Below are 24811 nucleotides of genomic sequence, written 5' to 3'. Positions count from 1 at the left end.
GGATGACGCGGGTCAGCCGCCGTCGAGCCGGGTGGCGACGCCGTCGAGCACCTGGTCGAGGCCGGTGTCGAACACGGTCTCCGCGTCGGGATGTTCGGCCTCGTGAACGACCTTCGCCAGGGTCGGATAACGGCCGGTGGCGAACATCCGGACAAGGTAGGGGCCCGTGGTGGCCTGCCACTCCCGCTCGTCCAGGCCGCTGGCCCGTTCGGCGCGTGAATTGACGATCTCGCTCCGGACCGCCCCGAACACGTAGGCGTGCACGGTGTACGAGGCCTGCATGACGGCGTCGATGCCGCCGAATCCGGGCACGCCGTCCAGCGCGGCCAGTGACGCCTCCAGGTGGGCCAGCGCGTTGGGGCCGAGATTCGGCCGCCCGCCCAGCAGGTCGGCGAACCATTCGTGCCGTAGCGCCGTCCGCCGGACGCCGTGGGCGAGGGCCCGCAGGGCGCCGCGCCAATCCCCGCCGGCCGGCTCCGGCGTGGGGATCTCGCCGTACACCGCGTCCACCATGAGGTCGAGCAGTTCCTCCTTGGTCGACAGGTAGCCGTAGAGCCGCATCGGTCCCGCGTCGAGCGCGGCGGCGACCTTGCGCAGGGACACGGCCTCCAGTCCGCCGGCGTCGGCGAGCTCGATCGCCGCGCGGACGATCCGATCCCTGCTGAGCGGGCTCGGAGCCGGCCGGCTCGGCGGCTCGGGGCGCTCCCAGACGAGCGTGGGCTCGTCGCCGGTGTCTCGTCGTCTCGCCATCACACCTCGTCTTCTCCGGCCTTCGGACGCCGAGGCAACGATACATCGCGGTTGATCAATACACTGTATCGCGCTATACAGTGTATCGACCGCTTTTGAGAGAGTGGAGTCCTCGTGACCATTCATGACGCCCGGATCGCCATCGTCGGAGGCGGGCTCGGCGGGCTGACCCTCGCCCGCGTCCTGCACGTCCACGGCATCGACGCCGTCGTCTACGAGCGCGACGCCTCCCGCGCCGCCCGCGGCCAGGGAGGCATGCTCGACCTGCACGCCGACGGCGGGCAGCACGCCCTGAGGGAGGCCGGTCTGGAGGAGGGGTTCCTCGCGATCGCCCGCCGGGAGGGCCAGGATCTGCGCCTGCTCGACCCCGACGGCACCCTCCTGCTCCAGGAGGACACCCCCGACGACGCTCCGCTGGACCGGCCCGAGGTCGACCGCACCGCCCTTCGGGACCTCCTGGTCGACTCACTCCCCGAAGGGGCCGTCGTGTGGGGACGCGCGTTCGAGCGCGCCACCGCGCTGCCCGGCGGTGGCCACCGGCTCCACTTCGCCGACGGCACCACCGCCGAGTGCGATCTGCTGGTCGGCGCGGACGGCGCCCGTTCCCGGGTCCGCCCGTTGCTCACCGACGCCCGGCCGTTCCATATCGGCCAGAACGTGGTCGAGAGCGGCATCCCCGATATCGATCGCACGCATCCCGAGCTGGCTGCCATGGTCGGGCGGGGCAACTACTGGGTGCTCGGCACGGACCGGTCCTTGTCGGCTCAGCGCAACGGGGACGGCCGTGTCCGCGTCTACTTGGGCTTTTACACCTCCGAGGACTGGCTCACCACCTGCGGGATCCCCTTCGAGGACGGCGAGCGGGCCCGCGCGGCCCTGACGAAGCGGTTCGCCGACTGGGCGCCGCAGTTCACCCCGCTGATCCAGGCGTGCACCGACCCCTTCGTGCCCCGTCCGATCGCCATGCTGCCGATCGGCCTGTCCTGGGCCCCCGTCCCCGGCGTCACGCTGCTCGGTGACGCCGCCCACCTGATGCCGCCCGTGGGGGAGGGCGCCAACCTCGCCATGCGCGACGGCGCCGAACTCGGCCTGGCCCTCGCCGCTCACCCGGGCGACCCGGCCACCGCCGTCCGGGCCTACGAGACCGCGATGTTCGAACGCGCGACGGCCGTGGCGCGGCGGTCCGCCGACATCGTGAAGATCCTCATGTCGGGTGCGCGCGGCCTGCTGGAGTTCTTCCAGCGGCGCGCCGGGCAGTGAGGACGCCACGCGCCGAACCGGTCACGGCCGCCGTCACCGGGGGGACGAGCCGGGACCGTCGGGCGGTGAGCCGCGCGGGCCCGGCAATGCGGGTATGGACCTGACAGAAACCTCTACATAGCCTTGACCGGTATCGCCGCCGATCGAGGGAGCGTTCATGGCCGCGGCATCAGGGGTGCCCGATATCCTGTCCGCCGAATTCGCCGCAGATCCGTACTCGGCCTACCGCATGATGCTGGAAGAATTTCCATTGATCAGGCAGGAGTCGAGCGGCGGTTACGTCATCTCACGCTATGAGGACGTGCAACGCGCCTTCCGGGATCCGGTCTTCACGACCGACAACTACGAGTGGCAGCTCGAGCCCGTGCACGGGCGGACCATTCTGCAGATGAGCGGCCGGGAGCACGCCGTGCACCGCGCGCTGGTGGCGCCGGCGTTCCGCGGGAACGAACTGCAGGAGAAATTCCTGCCCGTCATCGAGCGCAACTCGCGCGAACTGATCGAGCGCTTCGCCGGCCGCGGCACCGTCGATCTGGTCACGGAATTCTCGACCCGGTTCCCGATCAACGTCATCGCCGACATGCTCGGCCTCGACAAGGCGGATCACGACCGGTTCCACCGGTGGTACACCGCCATCATCGCGGTCTTCGGCAACCTGGCGGGCGACCCGGAGGTGGCGGCGGCCGGCGAGCGGACGCGCCGGGAGCTGGGGGAGTACCTCATTCCGATCATCCAGGAGCGCAGGGCGAACCCGGGGGACGACCTGCTGTCGACGCTCTGCGCCGCCGAGATCGACGGCACCAGGATGACCGACGACGACATACGGGCCTTCTGCAGCCTGCTGCTCGCCGCGGGGGGCGAGACCACCGACCGCGCCATTTCCAGCCTCTTCCGAAACCTTCTCGAGCACCCCGACCAACTCGCCGCCGTACGTCGCGACCGCACGCTCATCCCGAAGGCCTTCGCCGAGACGCTGCGGTACACCCCGCCGGTGCACATGGTCATCCGCCAGGTGGCCGAGGACGTCGCGCTCAGCGGAGGCACCGTGCCCGCCGGCGGCACCGTCGTGTGCGCGGTCGGCGCCGCCAATCGCGACCCCCGGCGCTATTCCCGCCCGGATGTGTTCGACGTCTTCCGCGATGACCTGGCGGCCTCGACCGCGTTCTCCGCCGCGGCCGACCACCTGGCCTTCGCGCTCGGGCGCCACTTCTGCGTCGGCGCCATGCTGGCCAAGACCGAGGTGGAGGTGGCGACGAACCAGTTGCTGGACGCCATGGACGACATCGCGTTCCGGGACGAGACCGCGCCGGCCGATCAGGGGGTGTTCACCCGCGGCCTCGTGACGCTCCCCCTGGTGTTCCGGCCGGTGGCGGCGGGCGCCTCAGCCACGGAGGAGGCGCCCGCCGCCACCGGCTGATCAGACGGAGACGTACGACGGGGTGAAACTCACCGGCAGGGAGACCAGGCCGCGCATCCAGACGGACGGCGACCACTTCAGGTCCTCGACGTTCACCGCCGGCCGGATGTCCGGAAGCCGGTCGAGGAGCACCTCGACCGCGGTCTGGCAGATCACCTCGGCGAGCTCCGGTGCCGGAATCGGGCACCGGTGCTCGCCGTAGCTGAACGACATCATGGCCTGGTTGCCGGCCGCCGCCTCGGACACGGGGCGGACCTGCGGGTCGCTGTTGGCCGCCGCCAGGCCCAGGACGAGCAGGTCACCGGTGTCGATCTGCTGTCCGCCGAGTTGTACCGGCCGGGCGGCCCAGCGGCCCAGGTAGTTCTGCGTGGGGGTGTCCTCCCACAGCACCTCGTTGAGCGCCTGGCCGACGCTGCGGCGGCCACCCGAGATGTTCATGGAGAACCGGTCGTCGGTCAGCATCAGCCGGACGGTGTTGCCGATCCAGTACGCCATCGGCTGCTGGGCGGCGGTCATCACCAGGACCAGGTCGGAGATGAGCTCATCCTCCGTCAGTCCGGCGGGATGGTTCAGCACACGCGTGACGAAGTCCGGGCCCGGCTGCTCACGCTTGTGCGCCACCAGCCGCTGCATCGTCGCGCAGATGCCCTGGTACGCCTCCAGCGCGCCCTCGTCGCCGTTGACCGTGGTCATCATGTCCCGCAGCAGGCCCGGTGTCTCCGCCTCCGGCAGGCCGAAGATCTTGGCGACCGCGAGCAGCGGCAGCGGGTGCGCGAACTGGGCCATCAGGTCGACCTCACCCGCCGCGACGAACGTGTCGATCAGGTCGTCCGCGATCCTCTCGGACTGGTTCCGCAGGTCGAACTGGTCGACCGCGAACAGGCCGTCGCTGATCGCACCCGCCCGGCGCCGGTGCTCGTCGCCCTCCGTGAACAATGTGGAGGGCTGGTAGCCGACGAACGGCATCAGCGGCCAGTCGAGCGGGATGTTGTCCCATTCGTTCCAGCGGCGGGAGTCGCGGGCGAAGACGTCCGGGTTGCTCAGCACGTGGCGGACCTCCCGGTAGTCGATCACGAACCAGGCGGGGATGTCTCCCTCGATCACCACGGGAACGACCGAGCCGTGCTCCTGCCGCATCTCGCGGTACAACTCCGACGGATTCCGCAGAAATCTCGGCCCGTACAGGGGCACGGCACCGGCGTGGGCGGGACAGCCGCCCGATGGGGCGTCGGCGGGGGTGGTGGCATGTCGAGGGTCCGTCATGGCCTTCTCCGATGATGCACTCAGATCCGTCGGCGGCACGTGCCGACGCGATGTCACGGTTCGCGTACGGCAGACTACGGTCAAGATCCGCCGAGGGCCAGAGCCGGGAGGATCTCAGCGGCACGCCGGGCGGTGAGGGCGCCCCCCGCCGAAGCGGTCACGGCCGCCGACGCCGCGGAGACGAGCCGGGGCCGTCGGGCGGTGAGCCGCGCAGGATCACGTGCGGCGGTCGTCCCAGGTCGAGGAACATCTTCACGTCGTCGTAGCGCTCGTCGCCCACCTCGATGGCGTTGGGCAGACGCCCCCACTCGCGGAAGCCGAGCCGCTCGTACAGCTCGATCGCGCCGTGGTTGTTGCCCCGCGCGCCGAGGGTCAGCACCTCGACGCCGTTCGAGCGGGCGTCGTCGATGAGCGCCTCCACGACGCGCCGGCCGAGCCCCAGCCCGCGCGCCATCGGGTGCGCCATGACCTTCTGCACCTCCGCCTGGTGGCGGAAGACGTCGGTGGCGCCGCGGCGCCACAGCCCGCCGGCGGCCACCTCACCGTCGAGGAGGGCGAGCGCCAGGGCGGCGTCGCCGGCCCGGACGCGGTCGAGGGCCTCGTCCAGCCACCGGTCGGTCTCCGCCCGGTCGGGCGGGGTCAGCCAGCCGACGGCCCCATCGAGCTGGACGACGGAGTGGATCATGCGGTGCACGCCCGCGCGCAGGCGCTCGTCGGCCGTGGCCGGCCAGTGGATCTCTATGCGGGGACTCACGGTCACCCATTCTCCCCGGTGGCGTCGTAAGCCGCGCGGGCGGTGTGCACCTCCTCGATGTGCGTCTCGGCCCACTCCTTGGCCGCGCGGACGAGCGGCAGCAGGCTCACGCCGAGCGGGGTCAGCTCGTAGTCGACGCGGACCGGCACGGACGGTGTGACGGTGCGGGTCACCATCCCGTCCCGTTCGAGCCCGCGCAGCGTCTGGGTGAGCATCTTCTGGCTCACGCCCGCGATGATCCGGCCGAGATCGCTGTAGCGCCGGGGGCCGTCGGCGAGCGCGTTGAGGATCAGGGTGACCCACTTGTCGCTGATCCGGTCGAGCAGCTCACGAGCGGGGCAGGCGGCCATGTACGCGTCATAGGCGGCACGGGCGTCGGCCCGTCGCTGGGCGGCGGTCTGGGTGGGCATGGCACTCCTGTGGGTCCGTTACACACTTCCAGGTACGTACTTACCGATGGAGAGTAGCGGCTCGTAGGTTCGCCGTGTCATGCCGATTCACGCACGTAGAGAGGACCACACCATGCGCGCGGTCGTCGTTCGTTCCTACGGAGGCCCGGAGGTCCTGGAGCTCGCCGAGGTCCCGGTCCCCGAGCCGGGCCCCGGGCAGGTCCGCATCCGGACCCGCGCCGCCGCCGTCAACCCCGTGGACCTCGCCACCCGGGCCGGGCACCTCGTCCAGGGCGGGCTCATGGCATCCCGGGACGTGACCGGTCTCGGCTGGGACGTCGCCGGTGTCGTCGACGCGGTCGGCCCGGCCGTGGCCGGGTTGTCTCCGGGGGATGAGGTCATCGGGCTGTCCGACCGGCTCGACCTCGCCCTCGGCACGCACGCCGAACAGGTCGTCCTGGACGCGACCGCGGTGGCGAGGACACCGGCCGGGCTGTCGCCGGAGGCGGCGGCCACCCTCCCGCTGAACGTCCTCACCGCCGACCAGGCCCTGGACTTCCTCGACCTGCGGGCCGGGCAGACCCTGCTGGTCACCGGCGCGGCAGGCGCCGTGGGCGGATTCGCCACCGAGTTGGCGGCGCAGCGCGGCATCCGCGTCGTCGCGGTCGCCGGAGCGCAGGACGAGGAGCTCGTCCGCGGCCTGGGCGCCGAGATCTTCGTGCCCCGCACACGCGAGCTGTCGGCGGCCGTCCGCTCGGCCGTGCCCGGCGGCGTCGACGCCGCACTGGACGCGGCCGTCGTCGGGCCCGCCGCGCTGGAGGCCGTACGAAACGGCGGGGCGTTCGCCGCCGTCGTCGGCGGAGCGGCCCCCGTCCCGCTGCGCGGCACCCGGGTCGCCAACGTGTGGATCCGCGCGGACGGACCACGCCTGGCCGAGCTGGCCCTGCTCGCGGCCGGCGGGCGCGTCACGCCGCGGGTCGCGGGCACGTTCCCGCTGGCGGATGTGGCCACCGCCCATCGGCTCCTGGAGAAGGGCGGCGTGCGCGGCCGCCCGGTCCTCACCCCTTGAGAACCGGGCGGCGAAGCGCGACGGCCGCCGGGACCGGCCGGGCGGCGGCATGCTCGGCCGGTCGCGCGCCATGGGCGGTGGTTCAGGCCGGGACGGTGAGGGTGGCGGTGTAGCCGGCGGTGGTGTTGCCGGTGACGGTGGCCAGCTGGGTGGCGTACCCGTCGCGGAAGACCATGTCGGTGTCCAGGCTGACCCGGGACAGGTTCGAGGCGCTCGATCCGTAGCCGCTGGTGGCGTACACGGACTGGCAGGCGGCTGCGGGAAGGGCGAGCTGTGAGGTCTTCAGCGGGTCGCCCGCGGCGGTGGCCTCGGCGAGGGTGCGGTAGACCTCGAAGTGGATGTGGGGCCATCGGCCGGAGTAGCAGCCGGGGAAGATGCTGGTGAAGGTGACCAGGCCGGAGCTGTCGGCCACTTGGACGCCGCGCAGGTAATTGACGTTGGTCAGGCCGGCGGAATAGAGGGAGTATCCGCCGGTGGCGTTGCAGTGCCATAGGTAGACGGCCGCGCCGGGGAAAGGCGCGCAGGAACTGGTCTCGATGGTGAGCTTGATCGTGAGGGGGACCCCGGTGGCGGTTCCGCTCATGCCGCCGAAGCTGGATCGGATGTCGCTGCGGACGATGCCGCTCTGGGTCAGCACGTTCGGCCCGTTGGAGCCGTCGGCCGGGTAGGGGCCGGCGGTCTCGCTGGGAATCTCCGTGCAGGCGGCCGCGTCGGCGTCGGCCTTGCCCGGCAGGGCCGATGCCACGGCTGCGATGCCCGCGCCGCCCATGAGCAGGAGTGCCCTGCGCCGGTTGAGTGTGACCAGGTCGAATGACAGACCTCGGTCGTGGTCGTGTAGTTCTTCATTCATGACCGGGAGCGTAAAAGGCGCTCAGCGAGCCGTGAAGGTCCCTTTCGTGGGAGTTGCATGAGAAAATTCAACACTTAATTTAAGTTTTATTAGACTTAGTCAAAACGCCTTGACTCAATTTATTAATGTGTGTAAAGTAGGTGTGGATTGCGTGTGTTAACGGGCGGTCGCGCCACCCCGCCCGGCGGGCGGGAACGCGAAGGCCCGCCGGGAGCGAGTGCTCACGGCGGGCCTTCGTGCGGCCGGCTCGGTCCGCTCAGCTGGCGAAGTCGAGCAGCGGCTGGGCGTTGCTCGGGTGCCGCAGCTTGGACAGCGACTCCTTCTCGAGCTGGCGGATCCGCTCGCGGGTCAGTCCGAGGTGCTTGCCGATCTCGTCGAGCGTGCGGGGCGTGCCGTCGTACAGCCCGAACCGCATCGCCATGATCTTCTCCTCGCGCGGCGAGAGCACGGACAGCGCCCGGCGCAGCTGGTCGGCCATCAGCTGCCGGTCGACCAGCTCGGACGCCTCCGGGCTGTCGGTGTCCTCGATGAGGTCGCCGATGCGGGTCTCACCGTCCTCGCCGATCGTCGAGTCGAGGCTGATCGGCTGACGGCTCGTCCGCAGCAGCTCCTGGACCTGGGCGGGGCTCTTGTCGAGCTCCACGGCCAGCTCCTCCGGAGTCGGCTCGCGGCCGAGACGCTGGTGCATGTCCCGCTCGACCCTGCTGAGCTTGCTCAGCATCTCCAGGACGTGGACGGGCAGCCGGATCGTGCGGGCCGAGTCCGCGAAGCCGCGCTGGATGGCCTGCCGGATCCACCACATCGCGTACGTGGAGAACTTGTACCCCTTGGTGTAGTCGAACTTCTCCACCGCGCGGATCAGGCCGAGGTTGCCCTCCTGCACGACGTCGAGCAGCGACAGGCCACGGTCGGCGTACTTCTTCGCCACCGAGACCACGAGCCGCAGGTTCGCCTCCAGCATGTGGGCCTTGGCCCGGCGCCCGTCCTCGGCGACGAGCTCGAGGCCCTCGCGGTCGCTCTCGGACAGCCGCGTCTCGGTCTCCAGCTTGTGCTCGGCGTACAGTCCGGCCTCGATGCGCTTGGCGAGCTCGACCTCCTGCGCCGCGGTGAGCAGCTGCCTGCGGCCGATGGCCTTGAGGTAGGTGTGGACCGAGTCGCCCATGACCGAGGACTGGTCGTCCAGGTCGGTCGGGGCGTCCATCTCGAAGTCGTCGGATTCCAGCTCGCCGGCCGGGACGTCCACCGTGTCGGGCTCGGCCGGGGCCTCCGCGGCCGGTGCCGTCGGCTCGGCCTCGGCGGTCTCGGCCTTGGTCGCCGTGGCCTTCGTCCTGCCGCCGGTGGTCTTGGCCGAGCTCTTGGCGCGAGCGGGCTTGGCCTTCTTGACAGTGGCCGTACCCTTTTTCTTGGTGGGCGTGGTCTCGGCCTTGTCCTCACTGGCCAGCCGGACTCCGGCGTCGGTCAGCTCGCGAATGATGGAGCGGCCCTGCGTGGGGGTGATACCGGCTTCCTGAAAGGCCGACCGCACCTCGTCCAGCGAGAGGTGCCCCTGAGATCGGCCACGGTCGAGAAGCTCCTCGAGGGGCGTAGGCCCTGCGTGCATGGTCGCAGCAGCGTTTCGCGGCATGAGGACACCTCCCTCCCTTCGTGTCCTATAGCGGTACGGGACGTGATGTCCGTTTTGCGTCGTGCTCTATGCTGAAACGCGCGATTGTGCCCGGGTTGTTCCCGCAGAGCGAAAAACTTCATGTGCGCACGCGCCCAGCCGGCGCACAGCCCCGCTCGCCCGCCAACCCCGCAGGCTATCAGCGCACGCCCTCACCTGCGGCGACGCCCGATCGGCGCGTCGTATTCCCGTGTGACCAACGCCACGCCGGCCTCGACGGTCACGATGGTCGCCTGGACCGCGTCGACGCTCAGGAGTGAGTCCGGATCGTCGCGACCTTCGACGTGCACGTGGTGATCCCGCCCCGCGTCCCGCAGGTCCAGTGGCCGATGACCACCAGCCCCGCCGTCCCCTCGGCCGGGGTGTCGGGGTCGTTGTACTTCTCGAAGACCCGCATCGCCTCGACGCAGGTCGTACGTCCCCGTACGACCTGGACCCTGGCCTGTGCGCCGGTCACGGTCGTCACCTGCCCGCACTCCGTGCCGGGACGGGCCGGTCGCGGCTTGCCGGTGGGGGAGGGCGACGGCGTCGGGATCACCAGTGGCCGGCTCGGCCGCGGCGCCGCATGGCGCTCACTCGAGCAACCCGCGACGGCGATCAACACCAACAGGGCGAATGCAGGGCGTACCACCACGGTCACGGATTCTCTCAGAGCGGCGGGCCCGCGGTGCCGCCGAGTCCCTTCGCTGGATCAGGCGCGCTTCCAGCGACCTGGCCGGACGCGACCGTCAAGGCCGGCCGGCCGCCGTCGGCGTCGCGCACCGTACGGAGCGCGTGGCGAGGCGCAGTGGAAGAATTCACTATCTTTTGGCGATCCGGGTCTTTATGGGGGCGGCCCTAACCATGATCATGACTGGTGTCCGTCCCCCTCGTAAGGAGGCTCCGTGCACACCCGCAAACGTCCCCGCTCCGTCTGGACGGCGCGGCTCGCCGTGACGACCGCCGCCGCCGCGTCCCTGACCGGAGTGGTCGCCACGACCAGCGCCCACGCGTCGGTCTACAGCTCCTGCACGATCTCCCGGTGCGCCGACGCCCGCTCGGCCGACTCGATCTGGGCCTCGAAGGGCTACCCCACGAGCAGTGGCTGGTATTCCTGGCCGGACGGGAAGTACAACTACACCGGCGGGCGGTTCTACAACCGTGAGGGCGAGCTCCCCAGCGGGGCGACCTACTACGAGTACGACGTGTACTCCCGGGCCAAGGGTGCCTCGCGCGACGCGTACCGGATCGTCGTGAACCGCAGCAGCGGCGTGGTCTGGTTCTCGCCGAACCACTACACCGACTTCTACCAGCTCTAGACCGATCCGCGCCGCTCAGCGCCGGCGCAGGCGCTCCAGGTCCGGCTTGCCGGAGGGCAGCAGCGGAAGCTCCTCGACGAGTTCCAGCTGACGCGGTGCGGCGTACGCGGGGAGCTCCGCGCGGACCCACGCGCGGAGCTCCTCCAGGCCTGGCGGGTCGTCGCCGGCAGAAGAATTCACCATGTTTCGGTAGCAAGGGTCTTTATCTGCGCGGTGCGAACGAAGATCATTACGGGTGTCCGTCTCCCTCGCCCCCTCGCAAGGAGGCTCTGTGCACGCCCGCCTACGCCCCCGCTCCTCCTGGCCGGGCCGGATCGCCGTCACGCTCGCGGCGACCGCTTCCGTGGCCGGAATGGTCGGTACCGCCCCCGCCGAAGCGTCGGTCCACAAGTCCTGCACGATGTGGCGGTGCGCCGACGCGCGCTCGGCCAAGTTGATCTGGGCCTCGAAGGGCCCGAAGGGCTATCCGACCAGCAGAGGCTGGTACTCCTGGAAAGGCGGGAAGTACAACTTCACCGGCGGGCGGTTCCAGAACAGGGAGGGCGAGCTGCCCCGCGGTGCCACCTACTACGAGTACGACGTGTACCCGCGGAAGAAGGGTGCCCACCGCGACGCGTACCGGATCGTCGTGAACCGCAGCAGCGGCGTGGTCTGGTTCTCGCCGAACCACTACACCGACTTCTACAAGCTCTAGTCCCGCCGGGATCCCCTTCGGCTTACGCCCGGCGCAGGCGCTCCAGGTCCGGCTTGCCGGAGGGCAGCAGCGGAAGCTCCTCGACGAGTTCCAGCTGACGCGGTGCGGCGTACGCGGGGAGCTCCGCGCGGACCCACGCGCGGAGCTCCTCCAGTCCGGGTGGGTCGTCGCCCGGGACGACCACGGCGGTCACGCGTTGACCCCACTCAGGGTCGTCGCGCCCGACCACGGCGACGTCCCGTACGGCGTGATGGCGGGCCAGCACCGCCGCGACCTCGCCCGCCACGACCTTCTCGCCGCCGGTGATGATGACGTCGTCGGCCCGCCCCCGCACGCGCAGCCGCCCGTCATCGAGGGCGCCGAGGTCCTGGGTGACGAACCAGGCGCCGTCGCGCACGGCGGCGGTCAGGTCGGGCCGTAGCCGGTAACCGGTGAACAGCACCGGCCCGGCCAGCCGGATGCGCCCGTCGGCGCCGACGTCGACGGAGACGCCGTCGAGCGGGACTCCGTCGTAGACGCAGCCGCCGCACGTCTCGCTCATCCCGTACGTCGTGAAGACCCGGGCGCCGCGTGAGCGCGCCGTCTCCACCAGGCCAGGAGACGCCGCCGCCCCGCCGAGCAGGATCGAGCGGAAGCCACCCAGGTCGACGTCCGCGTCGAGGAGGCGGCGCAGCTGGGTGGGCACCACCGAGAGGTGGGCGGCACCGGACCCGGCCACCCGTTCGACGTCGAATCGGGGGTGGATCACCGGGTCGGTGCCGGCGACCAGAGAACGTACGAGCACCTGGATCCCGGCGATGTGGCTGGGGGGAAGGCAGCACAGCCAGCGTTCGCCCGGCTGAGCGGCCACCCGCGAGAGCGTCGCCGACGCCGAGTGCCGGAGCGCGGCCGCCGACAGCTCCACGACCTTCGGGGCGCCGGTCGACCCCGATGTGGCGATCAGCACGGCGGTGTCGTCGGCCACGGCGGGGCCCGGCGCGCAGCCCGTGTTGCAGTCGTACCGCTGTCTCCCCGCCTCGGTCTCCACCCAGGTGGGACGCAGTACGTCGAGCAACCTGCCGAGCGCGGGAGCGGGCAGCTCAGGGGAGAGGGGGCAGATCGCCGGGCCGCTGCCGTCGAACGCCGCCTCAAGGCGGCGGAACAGGGCGGGCCCGGGTGGCAGGACGACGGCGTGCAGGCTTCGGCTCATGACGGCGATCAGCTTAGTCCGGTGCCGGGCAGGCCTCCGCTGAGGTGGTTGAGACTTGAATTACTATGTAAAGGCGGGTGGCGTGGTGTGCCCGCTCGACAGGTCCGGGGAACCGGCTGCGAGGCGACGAGCCGGAGGCGCTTGAATAGAGCGGGCGCCTGCAGGCGGCGGGCCGCCGACGGGCTGGAAGGGAACACCGCATGGTCTCCGAGCTGTTCGACCCGGACGCGTGGAAGACGGTCGAGGGCTTCGACTTCACCGACATCACGTATCACCGCGCGGTCGACCAGGGCACGGTGCGCATCGCGTTCGACCGGCCGGAGGTCCGTAACGCGTTCCGGCCGAGCACCGTCGACGAGCTGTACCGGGCACTGGACCACGCCCGGATGTCCAGCGACGTGGGATGCGTGCTGCTCACCGGCAACGGCCCGTCCCCCAAGGACGGCGGGTGGGCGTTCTGCTCGGGCGGCGACCAGCGGATCCGCGGCCGTGACGGCTACAAGTACGCCGAAGGCGAGACGGCCGACACCATCGACCCCGCGCGCGCCGGCCGGCTGCACATCCTGGAGGTGCAGCGGCTGATCCGGTTCATGCCCAAGGTCGTCATCTGCGTCGTGCCCGGCTGGGCGGCCGGTGGCGGGCACAGCCTGCACGTCGTCGCGGACCTGACCCTCGCCAGCCGCGAGCACGCGCGGTTCAAGCAGACCGACGCGGACGTCGCCAGCTTCGACGGCGGGTTCGGCTCGGCGTACCTCGCCCGGCAGGTCGGGCAGAAGTTCGCCCGGGAGATCTTCTTCCTGGGAGAGACGTACGACGCCGAGGCTGCGCACCGGATGGGCATGGTCAACGCCGTCGTGCCGCACGCCGACCTCGAGCGGACCGCGCTCGAGTGGGCCCGGAAGATCAATGGCAAGAGCCCGACCGCGCAGCGGATGCTGAAGTACGCCTTCAACCTCATCGACGACGGTCTCGTCGGGCAGCAGGTCTTCGCCGGTGAGGCCACCCGCCTGGCGTACATGACCGACGAGGCCGCCGAGGGCCGTGACTCCTTCCTGGAGAAGCGCGCCCCCGACTGGTCCCGTTTCCCCTGGTACTACTGAGGTCCCATCCGCTCGGAACCGTCGTGATCGTTCCCCCTGGTTACTACTGACCGTCCCGTGCACGCGCGGGGCGCAGGCGGCTCTAAGGTAAGGCGGGAAGGAGCGTCTCCGGACAGGGGGTCAGGCCATTGCGCGTGTTCGCGATCCCGATGCGCACGCGGTTTCGCGGGGTGACACGGCGAGAGGGGATGCTGGTCCGCGGCCCGGCCGGATGGGGGGAGTTCTCCCCTTTTCCGGAGTACGGGGCGAAGGAGTGCGCCCGCTGGCTCGCCGCGGCCCGTGAGGCGGCGCATGACGGATGGCCCGCGCCGCTGCGGCCCCGGATCCCGGTCAACGTCACCGTCCCGGCCGTCGACGCCGAGACGGCCCACCGGATCACCCGCGCCTCCGGCTGCCGTACGGCCAAGGTGAAGGTCGCCGAACCCGGGCAGTCTGAGGCGGACGACCTGGCGCGCGTCGAGGCGGTCCGGGACGCGCTCGGGCCCGGGGGAAAGGTCCGGGTCGACGCCAACGGCGCCTGGGACCCCGACACGGCCGTCCGCATGCTCGGGCTCCTGGGCGAGCTGGAGTACGCCGAGCAGCCCTGCGCGACGCTGGAGGAGCTCGGGCTCGTACGCCGGCGGGTGGACACGCCGATCGCGGCCGACGAGTCGATCCGCCGCGCCGAGGATCCGCTGCGGGTCCGCGCCGCCGAGGCCGCCGACGTCGTCGTGCTCAAGGTGCAGCCGCTGGGCGGGGTGCGCGCCGCGCTGCGCGTGGCCGAGGCGTGCGGGCTCCCGGCGGTCGTCTCCAGCGCGGTCGAGACCTCGGTCGGGCTTGCCGCGGGGGCCGCGCTGGCCGCCGCCCTGCCCGAGCTGCCCTACGCCTGCGGGCTGGGCACCCTGGCGCTCCTGGAGGGCGACGTCGTCTCCGACCCGCTGACCGTGACCGACGGCGCGATCGACGTGCGCCGGCCCGAGGTGGACGAGGACGCTTTGCGCCGGTACGAGATCGACGGTGCGGCCTGGCGGCGCCGGGCGGCCGAGGCACAGGAGGAGCTGGGCGGCGCCCCGCCGGCGACGAACGCAGAGGCGGTGTGATGAACCCGGCGACCGCGCTGGCGACCGTGCTGGTCGACGAGCTGATGCGCTGCGGCATGACCGACGCGGTGCTGGCGCCCGGCTCGCGGTCCGCGCCGCTGGCCCTGGCGCTGTACCAGCAGTCGAAGATCCGCCTGCACGTCCGCATCGACGAACGGTCGGCCTCGTTCCTGGCGCTCGGCATCGCCAAGCGCAGCGGCCGCCCGGTCGCGCTGGTGTGCACGTCGGGCACTGCCGCCGCGAACTTCCACCCGGCCGTCGTGGAGGCGCACGAGGCCGGCGTGCCACTGCTCGTGCTGACCGCCGACCGGCCGCCGGAACTGCGCTACACCGGCGCGAACCAGACCATCGACCAGGTCAAGCTGTACGGCTCGGCGGTGCGCTGGAGCTGCGAGGTCGGCACGCCCGAGGAGCGCCCCGGCATGGTGGCGTACTGGCGGTCGCTGGCCAGCCGCGCCTGGCACGTGGCGCAGGAGCCCGACCCCGGGCCGGTCCACCTGAACCTCGCGTTCCGTGAGCCGCTGATCCCCGACGGGGACGAGGACTGGTGCGAGCCGCTCGACGGCGACGTCACCGGCGCCTGGACCAAGGTGCGGGCGGCGACGCCGGGCTCGGTGCTGCACGTGCCCCCGACCCGGCGCGGGGTCCTCGTGGTGGGCGACGGCGCGGTGAACGTCAAGCGTTACGTCGCGGCGGCGTCGATGGCGGGCTGGCCGGTGCTGGCCGAGCCCAACGGCAACGCCCGCTACGGCGACCACGCCCTGTCGGCGCACCACTTCCTGCTGGGCGTTCCGGAGTTCGTCGACCGGCACCACCCGGACGTCGTCGTGACGCTGGGCAAACCGGGGCTGTCCCGCCCGCTGCTGTCGTTCCTGCGCCGCGCCGAGCAGCACGTCGTCGTCTCGCCGTCGCTGGCGCGCTGGCCCGACCCGGTGCGGTCGGCGACGCAGGTGGCGCAGGAGGCGGAGATCCCGGTCGTCTCGGGCGACGACTCGTGGCTGAAGTCCTGGCGGACCGCCGACCTCATCGCGCGCAACGCCGTGGACGGGATCTTGGAGTCCACCGACGAGCTGACCGAGCCGAGGCTCGCCCGCGACCTCGTGGCGACGATCCCCGGGGGTTCGCTGCTGCTGGCCGCGGCGAGCATGCCGATCCGCGACCTCGACCAGACGATGCATCCCCGCCGGGGCATCCGCATCCTCGCCAACCGGGGGGCGAGCGGCATCGACGGGCTGGTCTCGACGGCGATCGGGGCGGCGCTGGCGCACGGCAACCGGTCCTACGCCCTGCTGGGCGACCTGGCCTTCCTGCACGACCAGAACGGACTGATCATCGGCCCGCAGGACCAGCGTCCCGACCTGGCCATCGTCGTGATCAACAATGCCGGAGGCGGGATCTTCTCGCTGCTGCCGCAGGCCACGTTCCCCGAGCCGTTCGAGCGGGTGTTCGCGACGCCGCACGAGGTCGACATCGCCTCGATCGCGGCGGCGCACGGGGTCCCGTACGCCCGGCTGGAGTCCCTGAGCGACCTGCCGAAGGTCGTGGCCAAGGAGGGCCTGCGGATCGTGGAGGCGCGGACCGACCGCGCGGCCAACGCCGAGTTCCACGGCCGGATGCGCGAGGCGGCACACGACGCGGTCCGGGCACTCCTGGGCGTCTGACCCGTCCGGCGTCGCCCGTGTCGCGTCGGTCCGTGCGGCGTCCGCTTGCGCGGCGTCCGCTTGCGCGGCGTCCGCTTGCGCGGCGCGGTCCGTCCGGCGCGGTCATGTGGCGTCGTCTGTGCGGCGCCGTCCGTGTGGCGTCCGCTTGTGCGGCGCGGTCCATGTGGCGTCCGCTTGTGCGGCGTCCGGCCTTCCGCGGTCCGTGCGGCGGGGGTCTGCTCAGCCGGTCTCGTACGCCCTGGCCTGCAGGGTGAACAGCTGGGCGTAGCCGCCTCCCTGGGCGAGCAGAGTCTCGTGGTCGCCCACCTCCGTGATGCGGCCGCCGTCCAGCACGATGATCAGGTCGGCCGTCCGTACGGTGGAGAACCGGTGGGAGACCAGCAGGGTGACGCCGCCGGCCCGCCGCCCGGACCGGGACAGCTCGGCGAACCGGCCGAACAGCTCGGCCTCGGCGGCGGGGTCCAGACTGGCGGTCGGCTCGTCGAGGACGGTCAGCAGCGGTTCGGAGCGCATCAGGCCGCGGGCGAGCGCGATCCGCTGCCACTGCCCGCCGGACAACTGCTCGCCGCCGGTGAACCAGCGGCCGAGGGGAGTGGCGAGCCCCTCGGGCAGCCGGGCCGCCAGACCGTCGCCGCCGGCGGCCGTCAGCGCGGTGCGCACCGCCTCCTCGTCGTCGGCGCGGGGCAGGTCGCCGATGCCGACGGCCTCACGGGCCACGAGACTGGGGCGGAGGAAGTCCTGGAACACCGCGGTCGTACGGGCGCGCCACTCGTCGGGGGACAGGGCGGCCAGGTCGATGCCGTCGATCAGGATCCGCCCGGCGGTCGGCCGGTACATCCCGGTGAGGAGCTTGGCCAGTGTCGTCTTGCCGGCGCCGTTCTCGCCGACGACCGCGATCGTGGCCCCGGCGGGCAGGTCGACGGTGAGGTCGTGCAGGACGTCGTCGGTCTTTTCGGGGTAGTGGAAGCCCACGCCCTCCAGCCGGATGCCCGCGCGGAGCCGGTCGGGGACGCGCGCCGTGGCGGGGGCACGGGTCTCCTCCGCGACGTAGCCCTCGAGCCACCGCAGCCGCCGGGCCGTACGGAGCGCCGTCGCCAGCGACCCGGCGGTGTCGGAGGCGCCCGCGACCTGGCTCTGGGCGCGCCGCATCAGGCTGATGGCCATGACGACCTGACCGGGAGAGGTGTGCCCGTGGGCGGCACGCAGGACCAGCACGATGATGGCGGCGACGAAGGCGACGGCGTATCCGGTCCAGCCCAGGGCCTCCCACGCCGCGCTCCGGATCGCTCCCCGGACGTCGCGCCGACGGGCGTCCTCGGTGAGCGCGGCGTGACGGGCGGCCAGGGCGCCGGTGACACCGTACGTGCGCAGTTCCTTGGCGGTGCCGGCCGTCGTCGCGAGCGTGAACAGGTCGCCGATCAGCCGCTGGACCGGGGCGAGGTCGTCGCTGGTGCGCGCCTGGACGCGGGCGGCCCGCCGGTCGGCGAGCGCGGGGATCAGCCCGAACAGCGGCATCAGCATGACGGGCGGGTACACGGTCGCCAGCAGCACCATGATCGCGCCGCTTCTGATCACCACCTGCCAGGCGCGCAGGAGCTGCCGGGGCGCGGCGGCCAGCGTGCGGCGGTCGCCGCGGAGCTGGTCGATCTCCGACAGCAGGTCCTGGCGTTCGAAGTGCTCCAGCCGGGGCGCGGTGCTCACCAGCAGCGCGATGCGTTCGGAGACGAAGCGGTTCAGGCGGTCGGTGAGCGTCCAGTTGCCGGTGACGGACAGTGTCCCGACGGTCGTCGCCACGCTGAACAGCAGGGCCACGACGACCACGCCGACGACGACCTCGCCGGAGCGGTGGTCGAGGGCCCCGTCGACCATGGAGTGGAAGCCGACGGGGAAGGTGGCCGAGGCGACGGCCGAGACGGTCGCGGCGACGACCGCCCACACCAGCGTCGCGGGGGCCGCCCGCCAGGCCGTGCCGATCAGTATCGCGATGGTGCGGATGCCGCTCACCGGCGTGCCTCCTGGGCGAAGCGGGCGGCCTGGACCGTGAACATCTCGGCGTAGGCGCCGCCGGCCCGCAGCAGCTCGTCGTGGCTGCCGAGCTCGGTGATGCGGCCTCCGTCGAGAACGGCGATCCGGTCCGCCTTGCGGACGGTCGAGAAGCGGTGCGAGATGATCAGGCTCGTGACGCCCTCGGTGATGGTCAGGAACCGGTCGTAGAAGCGGGCCTCGGCGCGCACGTCGAGCTGGGCCGTCGGCTCGTCGAGGACCAGCACGCCCGCACCGCGCTCGACGGCGTACAGGGCGCGGGCCAGCGCGATCCGCTGCCACTGCCCGCCGGACAGATCGCGGCCGCCGTCGTACTGCGCGGACAGGACGGTGTCCCACCCGTCCGGCAGGTCCGCGACCAGGCCGGCCGCGCCGGCGCGGCGCGCCACCGCCTCGAGGACCTCGGTGTCCGCCGACTCGCCGTCCAGGCCCATCGTGACGTTCTCCCGGGCGGTGAGCGGCAGCCGGGTGAAGTCCTGGAACACCGCCGCGACGTTGCGCTGCCAGTCGCGCACCGGGAACTCCTCCAGGGGGACGCCGTCGACGAGGACGCGGCCCTCGGTCGGCGTGCGCAGTCCGGCGAGCAGGGTGATGAGCGTGCTCTTCCCCGCTCCGTTGACGCCGACGATGGCGGTGGACCGGCCCGCCTCCAGGACGAGGTCCAGGCCGCCGAGCACGTCGTGATCGGCGCCGGGATACCGGAACGAGACGCCCTCGAAGCGGATCTCCCGGCGAGGTGTTCCGGCGACCGGCCGTCCGCCTCCCGCGGGCAGGGGAGGAGGCCGTAGGTCGGCGGTCAGCGAATCGAGGTCGGGGACGGACGACAGCATGGTCTCCAGGGCGATGTCGGCCGCCGTCAGCCCGCCGACCTGCAGGGTGGACGGCAGCATGGTCAGCATCGTGACGAGGGTGCCGAGGGGGATCGCGTGCCGGTACGCGGCCGTGCCCAGCGTCACCGCGGCCGTGCCGTACCCGGCCAGGACCGCCACGGTGGACAGGGCGATCCACCGGTTCAGCCGGCGGATCTCCTTTTCGGCGGGCCGCATCGCCTCGGTGTTGCGATCGCCGTAGCCGGCGACGAGCCAGCGGCCCAGGCCGAAGACCCGGACCTCCTTGGCGGCGGTGGTCCCGAAGGCCAGGTGGAGGTAGTACCAGCTGCGCCGCAGCGGCTCGGTGGCCTTCCGGAACGTCGCGATCCGCGCCCGGACCAGCGCCCGGAGCGGCCGCCGGACCAGCAGCCACATCACGAACAGGCCCAGTCCCAGCCACCACCGGAACCCGGCCAGGACGAGGCAGGCGAGCGCCCCCGACAGCCGGTCGCCGAGCTGCCCGATCAGCGTCATCGCCGCACCGGCGGGCTCGTACGCGGACAGCTCGCCCTGCGCGGACGCCAGCCGGTCGAGCACGGCCGGGTCCTCCAGGTGCGCGATCCCGGCCGGCGCGCTGACCGCCTCGATCAGCCGTCGCTGCTGCACCGCGCTCATCTTCGCCCGGACCATCGCCGTCAGGACGTCCTCGGCCGGACCGCGCAGCAGCGACAGGGCGTACAGCACACCGGCCACGACGAGCCGCGTCAGCAGGACGTGCCCGTCGTGGGAGCCGAGCCCGGACCGGACCACGCCCGGGATCGCGCCGACCGTACGGCCCATGGCGATGAGGACCAGGTTCGGGACGAGACCCTCGGCGATCATGAAGACCAGTGCGCCGGCCAGCAGGCCGGGGGAGTCGGCCGCCAGGGTCTTCAGCACGCGATGGCGCGGCGAGGCCCGCAGCGCTTCCAGGGGCCTCACGGGGCGACCGCCGGATCGTCCCAGGAGGCCAGCGACTCCATCAGCGCCCCGGCGAGCCGCAGCAGCTCCCGCTCGGTCGGCGTCAGCCGCTCCATGGCCTGGTCCAGCCACGCGACCCTCGGCCGCAGATGGTCGGCCAGGCGCTCCCGCCCGGTGTCGGTGAGCCTGATCCGCAGCCGTCTGCGGTCGGCCTGATCGGGGACCCGGTCGATCAGGCCCTCCTCCTCCAGCCGTGTCAGGGTCCGCGTCATCGTCTGCGGCTCGACCTTCTGCCGCTCGGCGAGGACTCCCGGGGTGAGCGGCCCGGACCTGTCGAGGTGGTCCAGCACGCTGACCATCGACAGCGTCAACCCGTCACGCGGCCGCTCGGACCGCATCCGCTGCGCCAGGCTCGTCGCTCCGCGGAACACCACCTCCGCCGTGTTCTCCATGGCAGCGCAATGTAGTTCGCATCTACGTACCAGTCCACCGAATTTCCGGCCCGTCAGGCCGAAATCAATGCGCTCATGCGAACCATCAGGCCATGGCTCAGTCCATGATCCTGATGTCGTGGCCGGTGCCGTCGGCGGCGAAGGCCAAGAGCCGGGCGCCCTCCTCGGCCAGTGCCGTACGGTCCCGGGCGGACAGCGGCGCGTACGGCTCCACGTTCAGGACAGCGCGGTCGCGCTCGCGGGTGATCCGCCAGGTGCCGTGGACGAACCCGTCGATGAGGAAGGTCGGCCGGGGGGAGTCGTTCGGGGTGGCGAGCCTGCCCCGGTGCTCGTCGGAGAGCACGTGGCTGCGGTCGGCGTGCGACCGCAGCAGGTTGTCGTACTCGGGCAGGAACCGCGGTGGGGCCGGGGTGTCCGGGTCGGGCCGCGGCGCGTCGGGCAGGTCGAGCAACTCGGTGCCGTCCTCGGACCGGAGGGACACCAGGCGGGGACGGAGCCGGTCGACCACCTCGCGCTGCCGGGTCAGGCCCGACCAGGTCTGCAGGTCCTTGACCGTGGCCGGACCGTACGCCGCGAGGTAGCGGAGTACGAGGTCCTCCGGCGAAGGGTCGGGTGACAGCGGCCGGCCCAGCCAGGCCTCGGCCGACGTGTGCACCGCCTGCCCGCCCCGTCCCCAGATCCCCCGCGGCGGCAGCTGCACAAGCGGCACCCGCGTCCGTACGACCGCGGTGAGCGCGCCGCCGTCGTGGTCCGGCAGGCGCTCGCCGAGGAGCGTGCCCAGTTCGGCGAACGTGCGGGGCCGTTCCTCCACGAGCGCCCGGCCCGCCGACACGACCTCCTCGAGGTCCAGGCCGGTCAGGTGCCGGCCGTACCCGCTCTTGAGGGCGCGGTCGAGCATGGGCTGGATCAGCGGCCGCAGCCACCGGCAGTCGTCGGCGCTGACCAGGTGGATCGTGCCGCGCATGACCGTGATGCGGACGAGGTCGCGGCCGATGATCCGATCGGCGAGGTCCTCAGTCCGGAAGCCCTCCACCCGGGTCCACAGCCCGACGTACGGAGCGAGCGGTGCCTGGGCCTGCATCCCGACCAGACGCTCGACCGCCCGCACGGCGGGCAGCGTCTCACGGGCGAGCAGCATCTGGCGGGCGAGCAGCGCGCGGTTCAAGGCCCGCCTGCTGAGCACCTCATTCGCGGGGACCCGTGCCGGTTCGGACGAGCGAAGCATCTCCATGCCCGGCACAGTAGGGGCAAAAGCGGTCAGTTTCCTTCCGCAATGGCCGGAACGACCCGCGACGCCCGCCTCACGATCGACGGCCGAGCCGCCTGCCAAGGTCACTCACGCGCGACGTCACGCTCGGAGGGTGGTGCGGAGGGCGGTGGTGTCCTCGTCGGTCCAGCCGTGGTGTTCGAGCCAGCCGAGCGGGCCGCCGAAGCGCTCGTCCACGCTGGCGAGGAACTTCTCCATCGTGTAGGCGTGTGGCGTGTGCGTGTCGGCGGGCCGGGAGTCGAGGTCCTGGGCGTAGACGGGGCTGGAGCGCAGCCGGGCGAGGATGGCCTCCAGGCGTTCTCCGGTCGCGGTGTAGTCGGCGACGATCTCCTCGCGGGGTACGCCCGCCACGTCCAGGGCGAAGGCGACGACGACGCCGGTGCGGTCCTTGCCCGCGGCGCAGTGGACGATCGAGGTGCCGCCGGTGATGACCCGCAGGGCGTTCACGACGGAGTCGGGGCGGTCGGCGAGGTAGCCGAGGTAGTGCCCGACGGAGCGGTCGCTCTCCGGGCCGGTGTCCGTGCGGCTCTGCCAGGGCAGGACCTTGTCGGTGTCGACGGTGTCCGCCTCCACGTCGGTGTACCGGCCGCCTTCGGTGAACAGGGACAGGTGGTGGATCGTGACGGTGGGCTCGCGGGTGAGCGGGCCCGGGCCGAGGAGGTTCACCTCGGCCTCGCTGCGCAGGTCGACGACGTTGCGCAGGCCCAGGTCCGCGACGAGGCGGCGGACGTCGGCCGGGGTGAGGTCCTGCAGGTTGTCCGAGCGCAGCAGCGCGCCTGGGCGGATCTCGCCGCCGTCGGTGGTGGGCAGGCCGCCGAGATCCCGGACGTTGACCGCGCCCTCCAAATCGATCCATCTGTTCATGAACTGGACCCTATCCGGCGCCCGGGAGGTCGGTCGGGGTCGGTTGGTCGGGGGGAAGTGCTTTCGGCTCCGCGTCCCGTGGGGGCGCGATGATCGGCGGTGCGGTGACGAGGCGGGGCGCGTACGGCCCGCGCCCCGCCGTTCCGGGCAGGTCAGCCGCTGCCGAGCCGCCGGAACCTCCGTACGGACAGGGGGAAGAAGATCGCCGTGATCAGCGCCGGCCACAGGACCGCGAGGAGCAGGGAGTGACGCGCCGCCCAGGAACCGCCGCCCCATCCGGGATTCCCGAACAGCTCCCGGGCGGCCGACACGGTGGCCGACAGCGGGTTCCACTCGGCGACGGCGCCGAGCCAGCCGGGCATGGTCGACGGCGCGGCGAACACGTTGGACAGGAAGCCGACCGGCCACACCAGGATCTGCACGGCCGCCAGCAGCTCCGGGTTCCCGGCGACCAGCCCCAGGTAGATCCCCGCCCACAGCAGCGCGAACCGCAGGAGCAGCAGCAGCCCGAACGCCGCCAGCGCCCGCCCTGGTCCGTCGTGCCAGCGCCAGCCGACCGCGAGCCCGCACGCGATCATCAGCGCGAGCGCGAGCGCGGAGTTGAGCAGGTCGGCGGCGGCGCGGCCGGTCACCACGGCCGAGGAGGCCATCGGCAGGGACCGGAACCGGTCCGTGACGCCCTTGGCCGCGTCCCCGCTGATCGCCGCGAACGTGGTCTCGAGCCCGAAGGCCATCGTCATGGCGTACATGCCCGGCAGCAGGAACTCGGCGTATCCGCCGCCTCCGGGCACCCGCATCTGCCCGCCGAACAGGTAGCGGAACATCAGCACGACCATGACCGGGAACAGCAGGCCGACGACGACCTGGGCGGGCCGCCGGGCCCAGTGGGTCAGGGCGCGGCGGGTGAGCGTCCACCCGTCGGAGAGCGCCCAGCGCAGGCGGGCCGCCGGCGTCCGGGGGATCGCGGGGACGTCGATCGTCATGCCGCCACCTCCTGCACATCGCCTGCGGGACGCCCGGTCAGGTGCAGGAACACCTCGTCGAGGGTCGGGCGGCGCAGCCCGATGTCCTCGGCCTCGATCCCCGCGTCGGCCAATGCCTGGACGACCTCGGTGAGGGCGGTGGTGCGGTCGCGCACCGGAGCGCCGGCGCGCCGCAGGTCCGGGTCGGTGTCGGCCGTGACGCCGCTGACGCGGCCGAGGATCTCGGCGGCGGCCGGCAGCGTAGCGGGGTCGTGGACGACGACGTCGATCCGGTCGTGCCCGGTCCGGGCCTTCAGCTCGTCCGGGGTGCCCTCGGCGACGACCCGGCCGCGGTCGATGAGGGAGACGGCGTCGGCCAGGTGGTCGGCTTCGTCGAGGTAGTGCGTGGTGAGCAGCACGGTGGTGCCCTCTCGGGCGAGTGTGCGGACGGCGTCCCACATCTCCAGGCGGGCGCGCGGGTCCAGGCCGGTGGTCGGCTCGTCCAGGAAGAGCACCGCCGGCGCGAGGATCAGCGCGGCCGCGAGGTCGAGACGCCGGCGCATGCCGCCGGAGTACCGCCCGACGGGCTTGCTTCCCGCGTCGCCGAGACCGAAGCGGTCCAGGAGCTCGGCGGCGCGGGCCCGGGCGGTCCGGGTGCCCAGGTGGTGGAGGCGGCCGAACATCTCGAGGTTCTGCCGGCCGCTGAGGATCTCGTCCACCGCGGTCCGCTGGCCGAGCAGCCCGATCCGGTGGCGGACCTCGGCGGGCCGGGCGACGACGTCGAACCCGGCGACGGTCGCGCGGCCTCCGTCCGGCCGCAGCAGCGTGGTCAGGATCCGTACGGTCGTCGTCTTGCCCGCGCCGTTCGGCCCCAGGAGCCCGCGCACGGTGCCCGCGGGCACCGCGAGGTCGATCCCGTCCAGGGCGGCGGTGTCGCCGTACCGCTTGCGCAGTCCCTCGGCGGCGACCGCCATGTCGGTCGTTGTCATCCCATCCCCTTAACTCTGTACATCGTACG

The 24811-nt window shown here is 72.2% G+C and carries 24 protein-coding genes; 8 read left to right on the top strand and 16 right to left on the bottom strand.

The window, feature by feature from the left end; translation table 11 throughout:
* Positions 1-12 precede the first annotated feature (12 nt).
* Complete coding sequence (locus ABEA24_RS08765; RefSeq protein ID WP_345430174.1) at positions 13-750, bottom strand: TetR/AcrR family transcriptional regulator; 738 nt, start codon at positions 748-750, stop codon at positions 13-15.
* A 114-nt stretch (positions 751-864) separates the two neighbouring features.
* On the opposite strand from ABEA24_RS08765, the gene ABEA24_RS08760 reads away from it, so the two are divergent.
* Entirely contained in the window at positions 865-2010 is a 1146-nt protein-coding gene (locus ABEA24_RS08760) for an FAD-dependent oxidoreductase (RefSeq protein ID WP_345430173.1), read from the top strand.
* A gap of 157 nt (positions 2011-2167) precedes the next feature.
* Complete coding sequence (locus ABEA24_RS08755; RefSeq protein ID WP_345430172.1) at positions 2168-3427, top strand: cytochrome P450; 1260 nt, start codon at positions 2168-2170, stop codon at positions 3425-3427.
* Here the strand turns inward: ABEA24_RS08755 and ABEA24_RS08750 are convergent, their stop codons facing one another.
* The 3 genes from ABEA24_RS08750 to ABEA24_RS08740 all read right to left on the bottom strand — a co-directional run bounded on the left by ABEA24_RS08750 (position 3428) and on the right by ABEA24_RS08740 (position 5854).
* Positions 3428-4690 carry a cytochrome P450 gene (locus ABEA24_RS08750; RefSeq protein WP_345430171.1) on the bottom strand — a complete coding sequence of 421 codons (1263 nt, stop codon included), beginning with the start codon at positions 4688-4690 and terminating at the stop codon, positions 3428-3430.
* A gap of 157 nt (positions 4691-4847) precedes the next feature.
* Positions 4848-5444, bottom strand: coding sequence for a GNAT family N-acetyltransferase (locus ABEA24_RS08745; protein ID WP_345430170.1), 597 nt, complete (start codon positions 5442-5444; stop codon positions 4848-4850).
* 2 nt (positions 5445-5446) lie between these two features.
* Positions 5447-5854 (bottom strand): winged helix-turn-helix transcriptional regulator, encoded by a 408-nt coding sequence (locus tag ABEA24_RS08740; RefSeq protein WP_345430169.1) that lies wholly within the window; start codon positions 5852-5854, stop codon positions 5447-5449.
* Positions 5855-5966: 112 nt separating this feature from the next.
* Here ABEA24_RS08740 and ABEA24_RS08735 point away from each other — a divergent pair, with 112 nt between their 5' ends.
* Positions 5967-6902 carry an NADP-dependent oxidoreductase gene (locus ABEA24_RS08735; protein WP_345430168.1) on the top strand — a complete coding sequence of 312 codons (936 nt, stop codon included), beginning with the start codon at positions 5967-5969 and terminating at the stop codon, positions 6900-6902.
* Between the two features lie 82 nt (positions 6903-6984).
* Here ABEA24_RS08735 and ABEA24_RS08730 read toward each other — a convergent pair whose 3' ends face one another.
* The 3 genes from ABEA24_RS08730 to ABEA24_RS08720 form a co-directional block, all read right to left on the bottom strand.
* Positions 6985-7752, bottom strand: coding sequence for an intradiol ring-cleavage dioxygenase (locus ABEA24_RS08730; RefSeq protein WP_345430167.1), 768 nt, complete (start codon positions 7750-7752; stop codon positions 6985-6987).
* 256 nt (positions 7753-8008) lie between these two features.
* A complete protein-coding gene (locus tag ABEA24_RS08725) occupies positions 8009-9376 on the bottom strand; it encodes an RNA polymerase sigma factor (RefSeq protein WP_345430166.1) in 1368 nt (455 codons plus the stop codon).
* Positions 9377-9665: 289 nt separating this feature from the next.
* On the bottom strand, positions 9666-9881 hold the full coding sequence (locus ABEA24_RS08720; protein WP_345430165.1) for a hypothetical protein: 216 nt from the start codon (positions 9879-9881) through the stop codon (positions 9666-9668).
* 418 nt (positions 9882-10299) lie between these two features.
* Here ABEA24_RS08720 and ABEA24_RS08715 point away from each other — a divergent pair, with 418 nt between their 5' ends.
* A complete protein-coding gene (locus ABEA24_RS08715) occupies positions 10300-10713 on the top strand; it encodes a ribonuclease domain-containing protein (protein WP_345430164.1) in 414 nt (137 codons plus the stop codon).
* A 15-nt stretch (positions 10714-10728) separates the two neighbouring features.
* Here ABEA24_RS08715 and ABEA24_RS08710 read toward each other — a convergent pair whose 3' ends face one another.
* Positions 10729-10896 (bottom strand): AMP-binding enzyme, encoded by a 168-nt coding sequence (locus ABEA24_RS08710; protein ID WP_425551155.1) that lies wholly within the window; start codon positions 10894-10896, stop codon positions 10729-10731.
* An 88-nt stretch (positions 10897-10984) separates the two neighbouring features.
* On the opposite strand from ABEA24_RS08710, the gene ABEA24_RS08705 reads away from it, so the two are divergent.
* A complete protein-coding gene (locus ABEA24_RS08705; protein WP_345430163.1) occupies positions 10985-11407 on the top strand; it encodes a ribonuclease domain-containing protein in 423 nt (140 codons plus the stop codon).
* 22 nt (positions 11408-11429) lie between these two features.
* On the opposite strand, the gene ABEA24_RS08700 is transcribed toward ABEA24_RS08705, so the two are convergent.
* Entirely contained in the window at positions 11430-12596 is a 1167-nt protein-coding gene (locus tag ABEA24_RS08700; protein ID WP_345430162.1) for an AMP-binding protein, read from the bottom strand.
* A gap of 200 nt (positions 12597-12796) precedes the next feature.
* Between ABEA24_RS08700 and ABEA24_RS08695 the strand changes: the two genes are divergently transcribed.
* The 3 genes from ABEA24_RS08695 (at position 12797) to menD (ending at position 16436) form a co-directional block, all read left to right on the top strand.
* On the top strand, positions 12797-13696 hold the full coding sequence (locus ABEA24_RS08695; RefSeq protein ID WP_345430161.1) for a 1,4-dihydroxy-2-naphthoyl-CoA synthase: 900 nt from the start codon (positions 12797-12799) through the stop codon (positions 13694-13696).
* Between the two features lie 128 nt (positions 13697-13824).
* The gene (locus ABEA24_RS08690) at positions 13825-14775 is read left to right on the top strand and encodes an o-succinylbenzoate synthase (RefSeq protein ID WP_345430160.1); all 951 of its coding nucleotides are present in this window, start codon (positions 13825-13827) and stop codon (positions 14773-14775) included.
* Positions 14775-16436 carry a 2-succinyl-5-enolpyruvyl-6-hydroxy-3-cyclohexene-1-carboxylic-acid synthase gene (menD, locus tag ABEA24_RS08685; RefSeq protein WP_345430159.1) on the top strand — a complete coding sequence of 554 codons (1662 nt, stop codon included), beginning with the start codon at positions 14775-14777 and terminating at the stop codon, positions 16434-16436. Before ABEA24_RS08690 ends, menD begins: the two co-directional genes overlap by 1 nt.
* A gap of 219 nt (positions 16437-16655) precedes the next feature.
* Here menD and ABEA24_RS08680 read toward each other — a convergent pair whose 3' ends face one another.
* The 7 genes from ABEA24_RS08680 to ABEA24_RS08650 form a co-directional block, all read right to left on the bottom strand.
* Positions 16656-18440 carry an ABC transporter ATP-binding protein gene (locus tag ABEA24_RS08680; protein WP_345430158.1) on the bottom strand — a complete coding sequence of 595 codons (1785 nt, stop codon included), beginning with the start codon at positions 18438-18440 and terminating at the stop codon, positions 16656-16658.
* On the bottom strand, positions 18437-20269 hold the full coding sequence (locus ABEA24_RS08675; protein WP_345430157.1) for an ABC transporter ATP-binding protein: 1833 nt from the start codon (positions 20267-20269) through the stop codon (positions 18437-18439). The genes ABEA24_RS08680 and ABEA24_RS08675 overlap by 4 nt, the downstream gene beginning before the upstream one ends.
* A complete protein-coding gene (locus tag ABEA24_RS08670; RefSeq protein ID WP_345430156.1) occupies positions 20266-20700 on the bottom strand; it encodes a MarR family winged helix-turn-helix transcriptional regulator in 435 nt (144 codons plus the stop codon). The genes ABEA24_RS08675 and ABEA24_RS08670 overlap by 4 nt, the downstream gene beginning before the upstream one ends.
* A 97-nt stretch (positions 20701-20797) precedes the next feature.
* Positions 20798-21931: a winged helix DNA-binding domain-containing protein gene (locus ABEA24_RS08665; RefSeq protein ID WP_345430155.1), complete on the bottom strand. Its 1134-nt coding sequence runs from the start codon at positions 21929-21931 to the stop codon at positions 20798-20800.
* 117 nt (positions 21932-22048) lie between these two features.
* Entirely contained in the window at positions 22049-22831 is a 783-nt protein-coding gene (locus tag ABEA24_RS08660) for a tyrosine-protein phosphatase (protein ID WP_345430154.1), read from the bottom strand.
* A 152-nt stretch (positions 22832-22983) separates the two neighbouring features.
* Positions 22984-23814 (bottom strand): ABC transporter permease, encoded by an 831-nt coding sequence (locus ABEA24_RS08655; RefSeq protein ID WP_345430153.1) that lies wholly within the window; start codon positions 23812-23814, stop codon positions 22984-22986.
* Complete coding sequence (locus ABEA24_RS08650; protein ID WP_345430152.1) at positions 23811-24782, bottom strand: ATP-binding cassette domain-containing protein; 972 nt, start codon at positions 24780-24782, stop codon at positions 23811-23813. The genes ABEA24_RS08655 and ABEA24_RS08650 overlap by 4 nt, the downstream gene beginning before the upstream one ends.
* Positions 24783-24811: the final 29 nt, after the last annotated feature.

This window comes from Actinoallomurus vinaceus (assembly GCF_039542055.1).
Classification (GTDB): Bacteria; Actinomycetota; Actinomycetes; order Streptosporangiales; family Streptosporangiaceae; genus Actinoallomurus; species Actinoallomurus vinaceus.
This window is presented reverse-complemented; position numbering and strand designations above follow the sequence as displayed.

Bases quoted from the DNA above. Each gene is read 5' to 3' on its own strand.
- menD (WP_345430159.1), top strand. From the start codon at position 14,775: ATGAACCCGGCGACCGCGCTGGCGACCGTGCTGGTCGACGAGCTGATG.
- ABEA24_RS08725 (WP_345430166.1), bottom strand. From the start codon at position 9,376: ATGCCGCGAAACGCTGCTGCGACCATGCACGCAGGGCCTACGCCCCTC.
- ABEA24_RS08670 (WP_345430156.1), bottom strand. From the start codon at position 20,700: ATGGAGAACACGGCGGAGGTGGTGTTCCGCGGAGCGACGAGCCTGGCG.
- ABEA24_RS08665 (WP_345430155.1), bottom strand. From the start codon at position 21,931: ATGGAGATGCTTCGCTCGTCCGAACCGGCACGGGTCCCCGCGAATGAG.
- ABEA24_RS08750 (WP_345430171.1), bottom strand. From the start codon at position 4,690: ATGACGGACCCTCGACATGCCACCACCCCCGCCGACGCCCCATCGGGC.
- ABEA24_RS08740 (WP_345430169.1), bottom strand. From the start codon at position 5,854: ATGCCCACCCAGACCGCCGCCCAGCGACGGGCCGACGCCCGTGCCGCC.
- ABEA24_RS08660 (WP_345430154.1), bottom strand. From the start codon at position 22,831: ATGAACAGATGGATCGATTTGGAGGGCGCGGTCAACGTCCGGGATCTC.
- ABEA24_RS08700 (WP_345430162.1), bottom strand. From the start codon at position 12,596: ATGAGCCGAAGCCTGCACGCCGTCGTCCTGCCACCCGGGCCCGCCCTG.
- ABEA24_RS08755 (WP_345430172.1), top strand. From the start codon at position 2,168: ATGGCCGCGGCATCAGGGGTGCCCGATATCCTGTCCGCCGAATTCGCC.
- ABEA24_RS08735 (WP_345430168.1), top strand. From the start codon at position 5,967: ATGCGCGCGGTCGTCGTTCGTTCCTACGGAGGCCCGGAGGTCCTGGAG.
- ABEA24_RS08710 (WP_425551155.1), bottom strand. From the start codon at position 10,896: ATGGTGAATTCTTCTGCCGGCGACGACCCGCCAGGCCTGGAGGAGCTC.
- ABEA24_RS08730 (WP_345430167.1), bottom strand. From the start codon at position 7,752: ATGAATGAAGAACTACACGACCACGACCGAGGTCTGTCATTCGACCTG.
- ABEA24_RS08655 (WP_345430153.1), bottom strand. From the start codon at position 23,814: ATGACGATCGACGTCCCCGCGATCCCCCGGACGCCGGCGGCCCGCCTG.
- ABEA24_RS08695 (WP_345430161.1), top strand. From the start codon at position 12,797: ATGGTCTCCGAGCTGTTCGACCCGGACGCGTGGAAGACGGTCGAGGGC.
- ABEA24_RS08650 (WP_345430152.1), bottom strand. From the start codon at position 24,782: ATGACAACGACCGACATGGCGGTCGCCGCCGAGGGACTGCGCAAGCGG.
- ABEA24_RS08765 (WP_345430174.1), bottom strand. From the start codon at position 750: ATGGCGAGACGACGAGACACCGGCGACGAGCCCACGCTCGTCTGGGAG.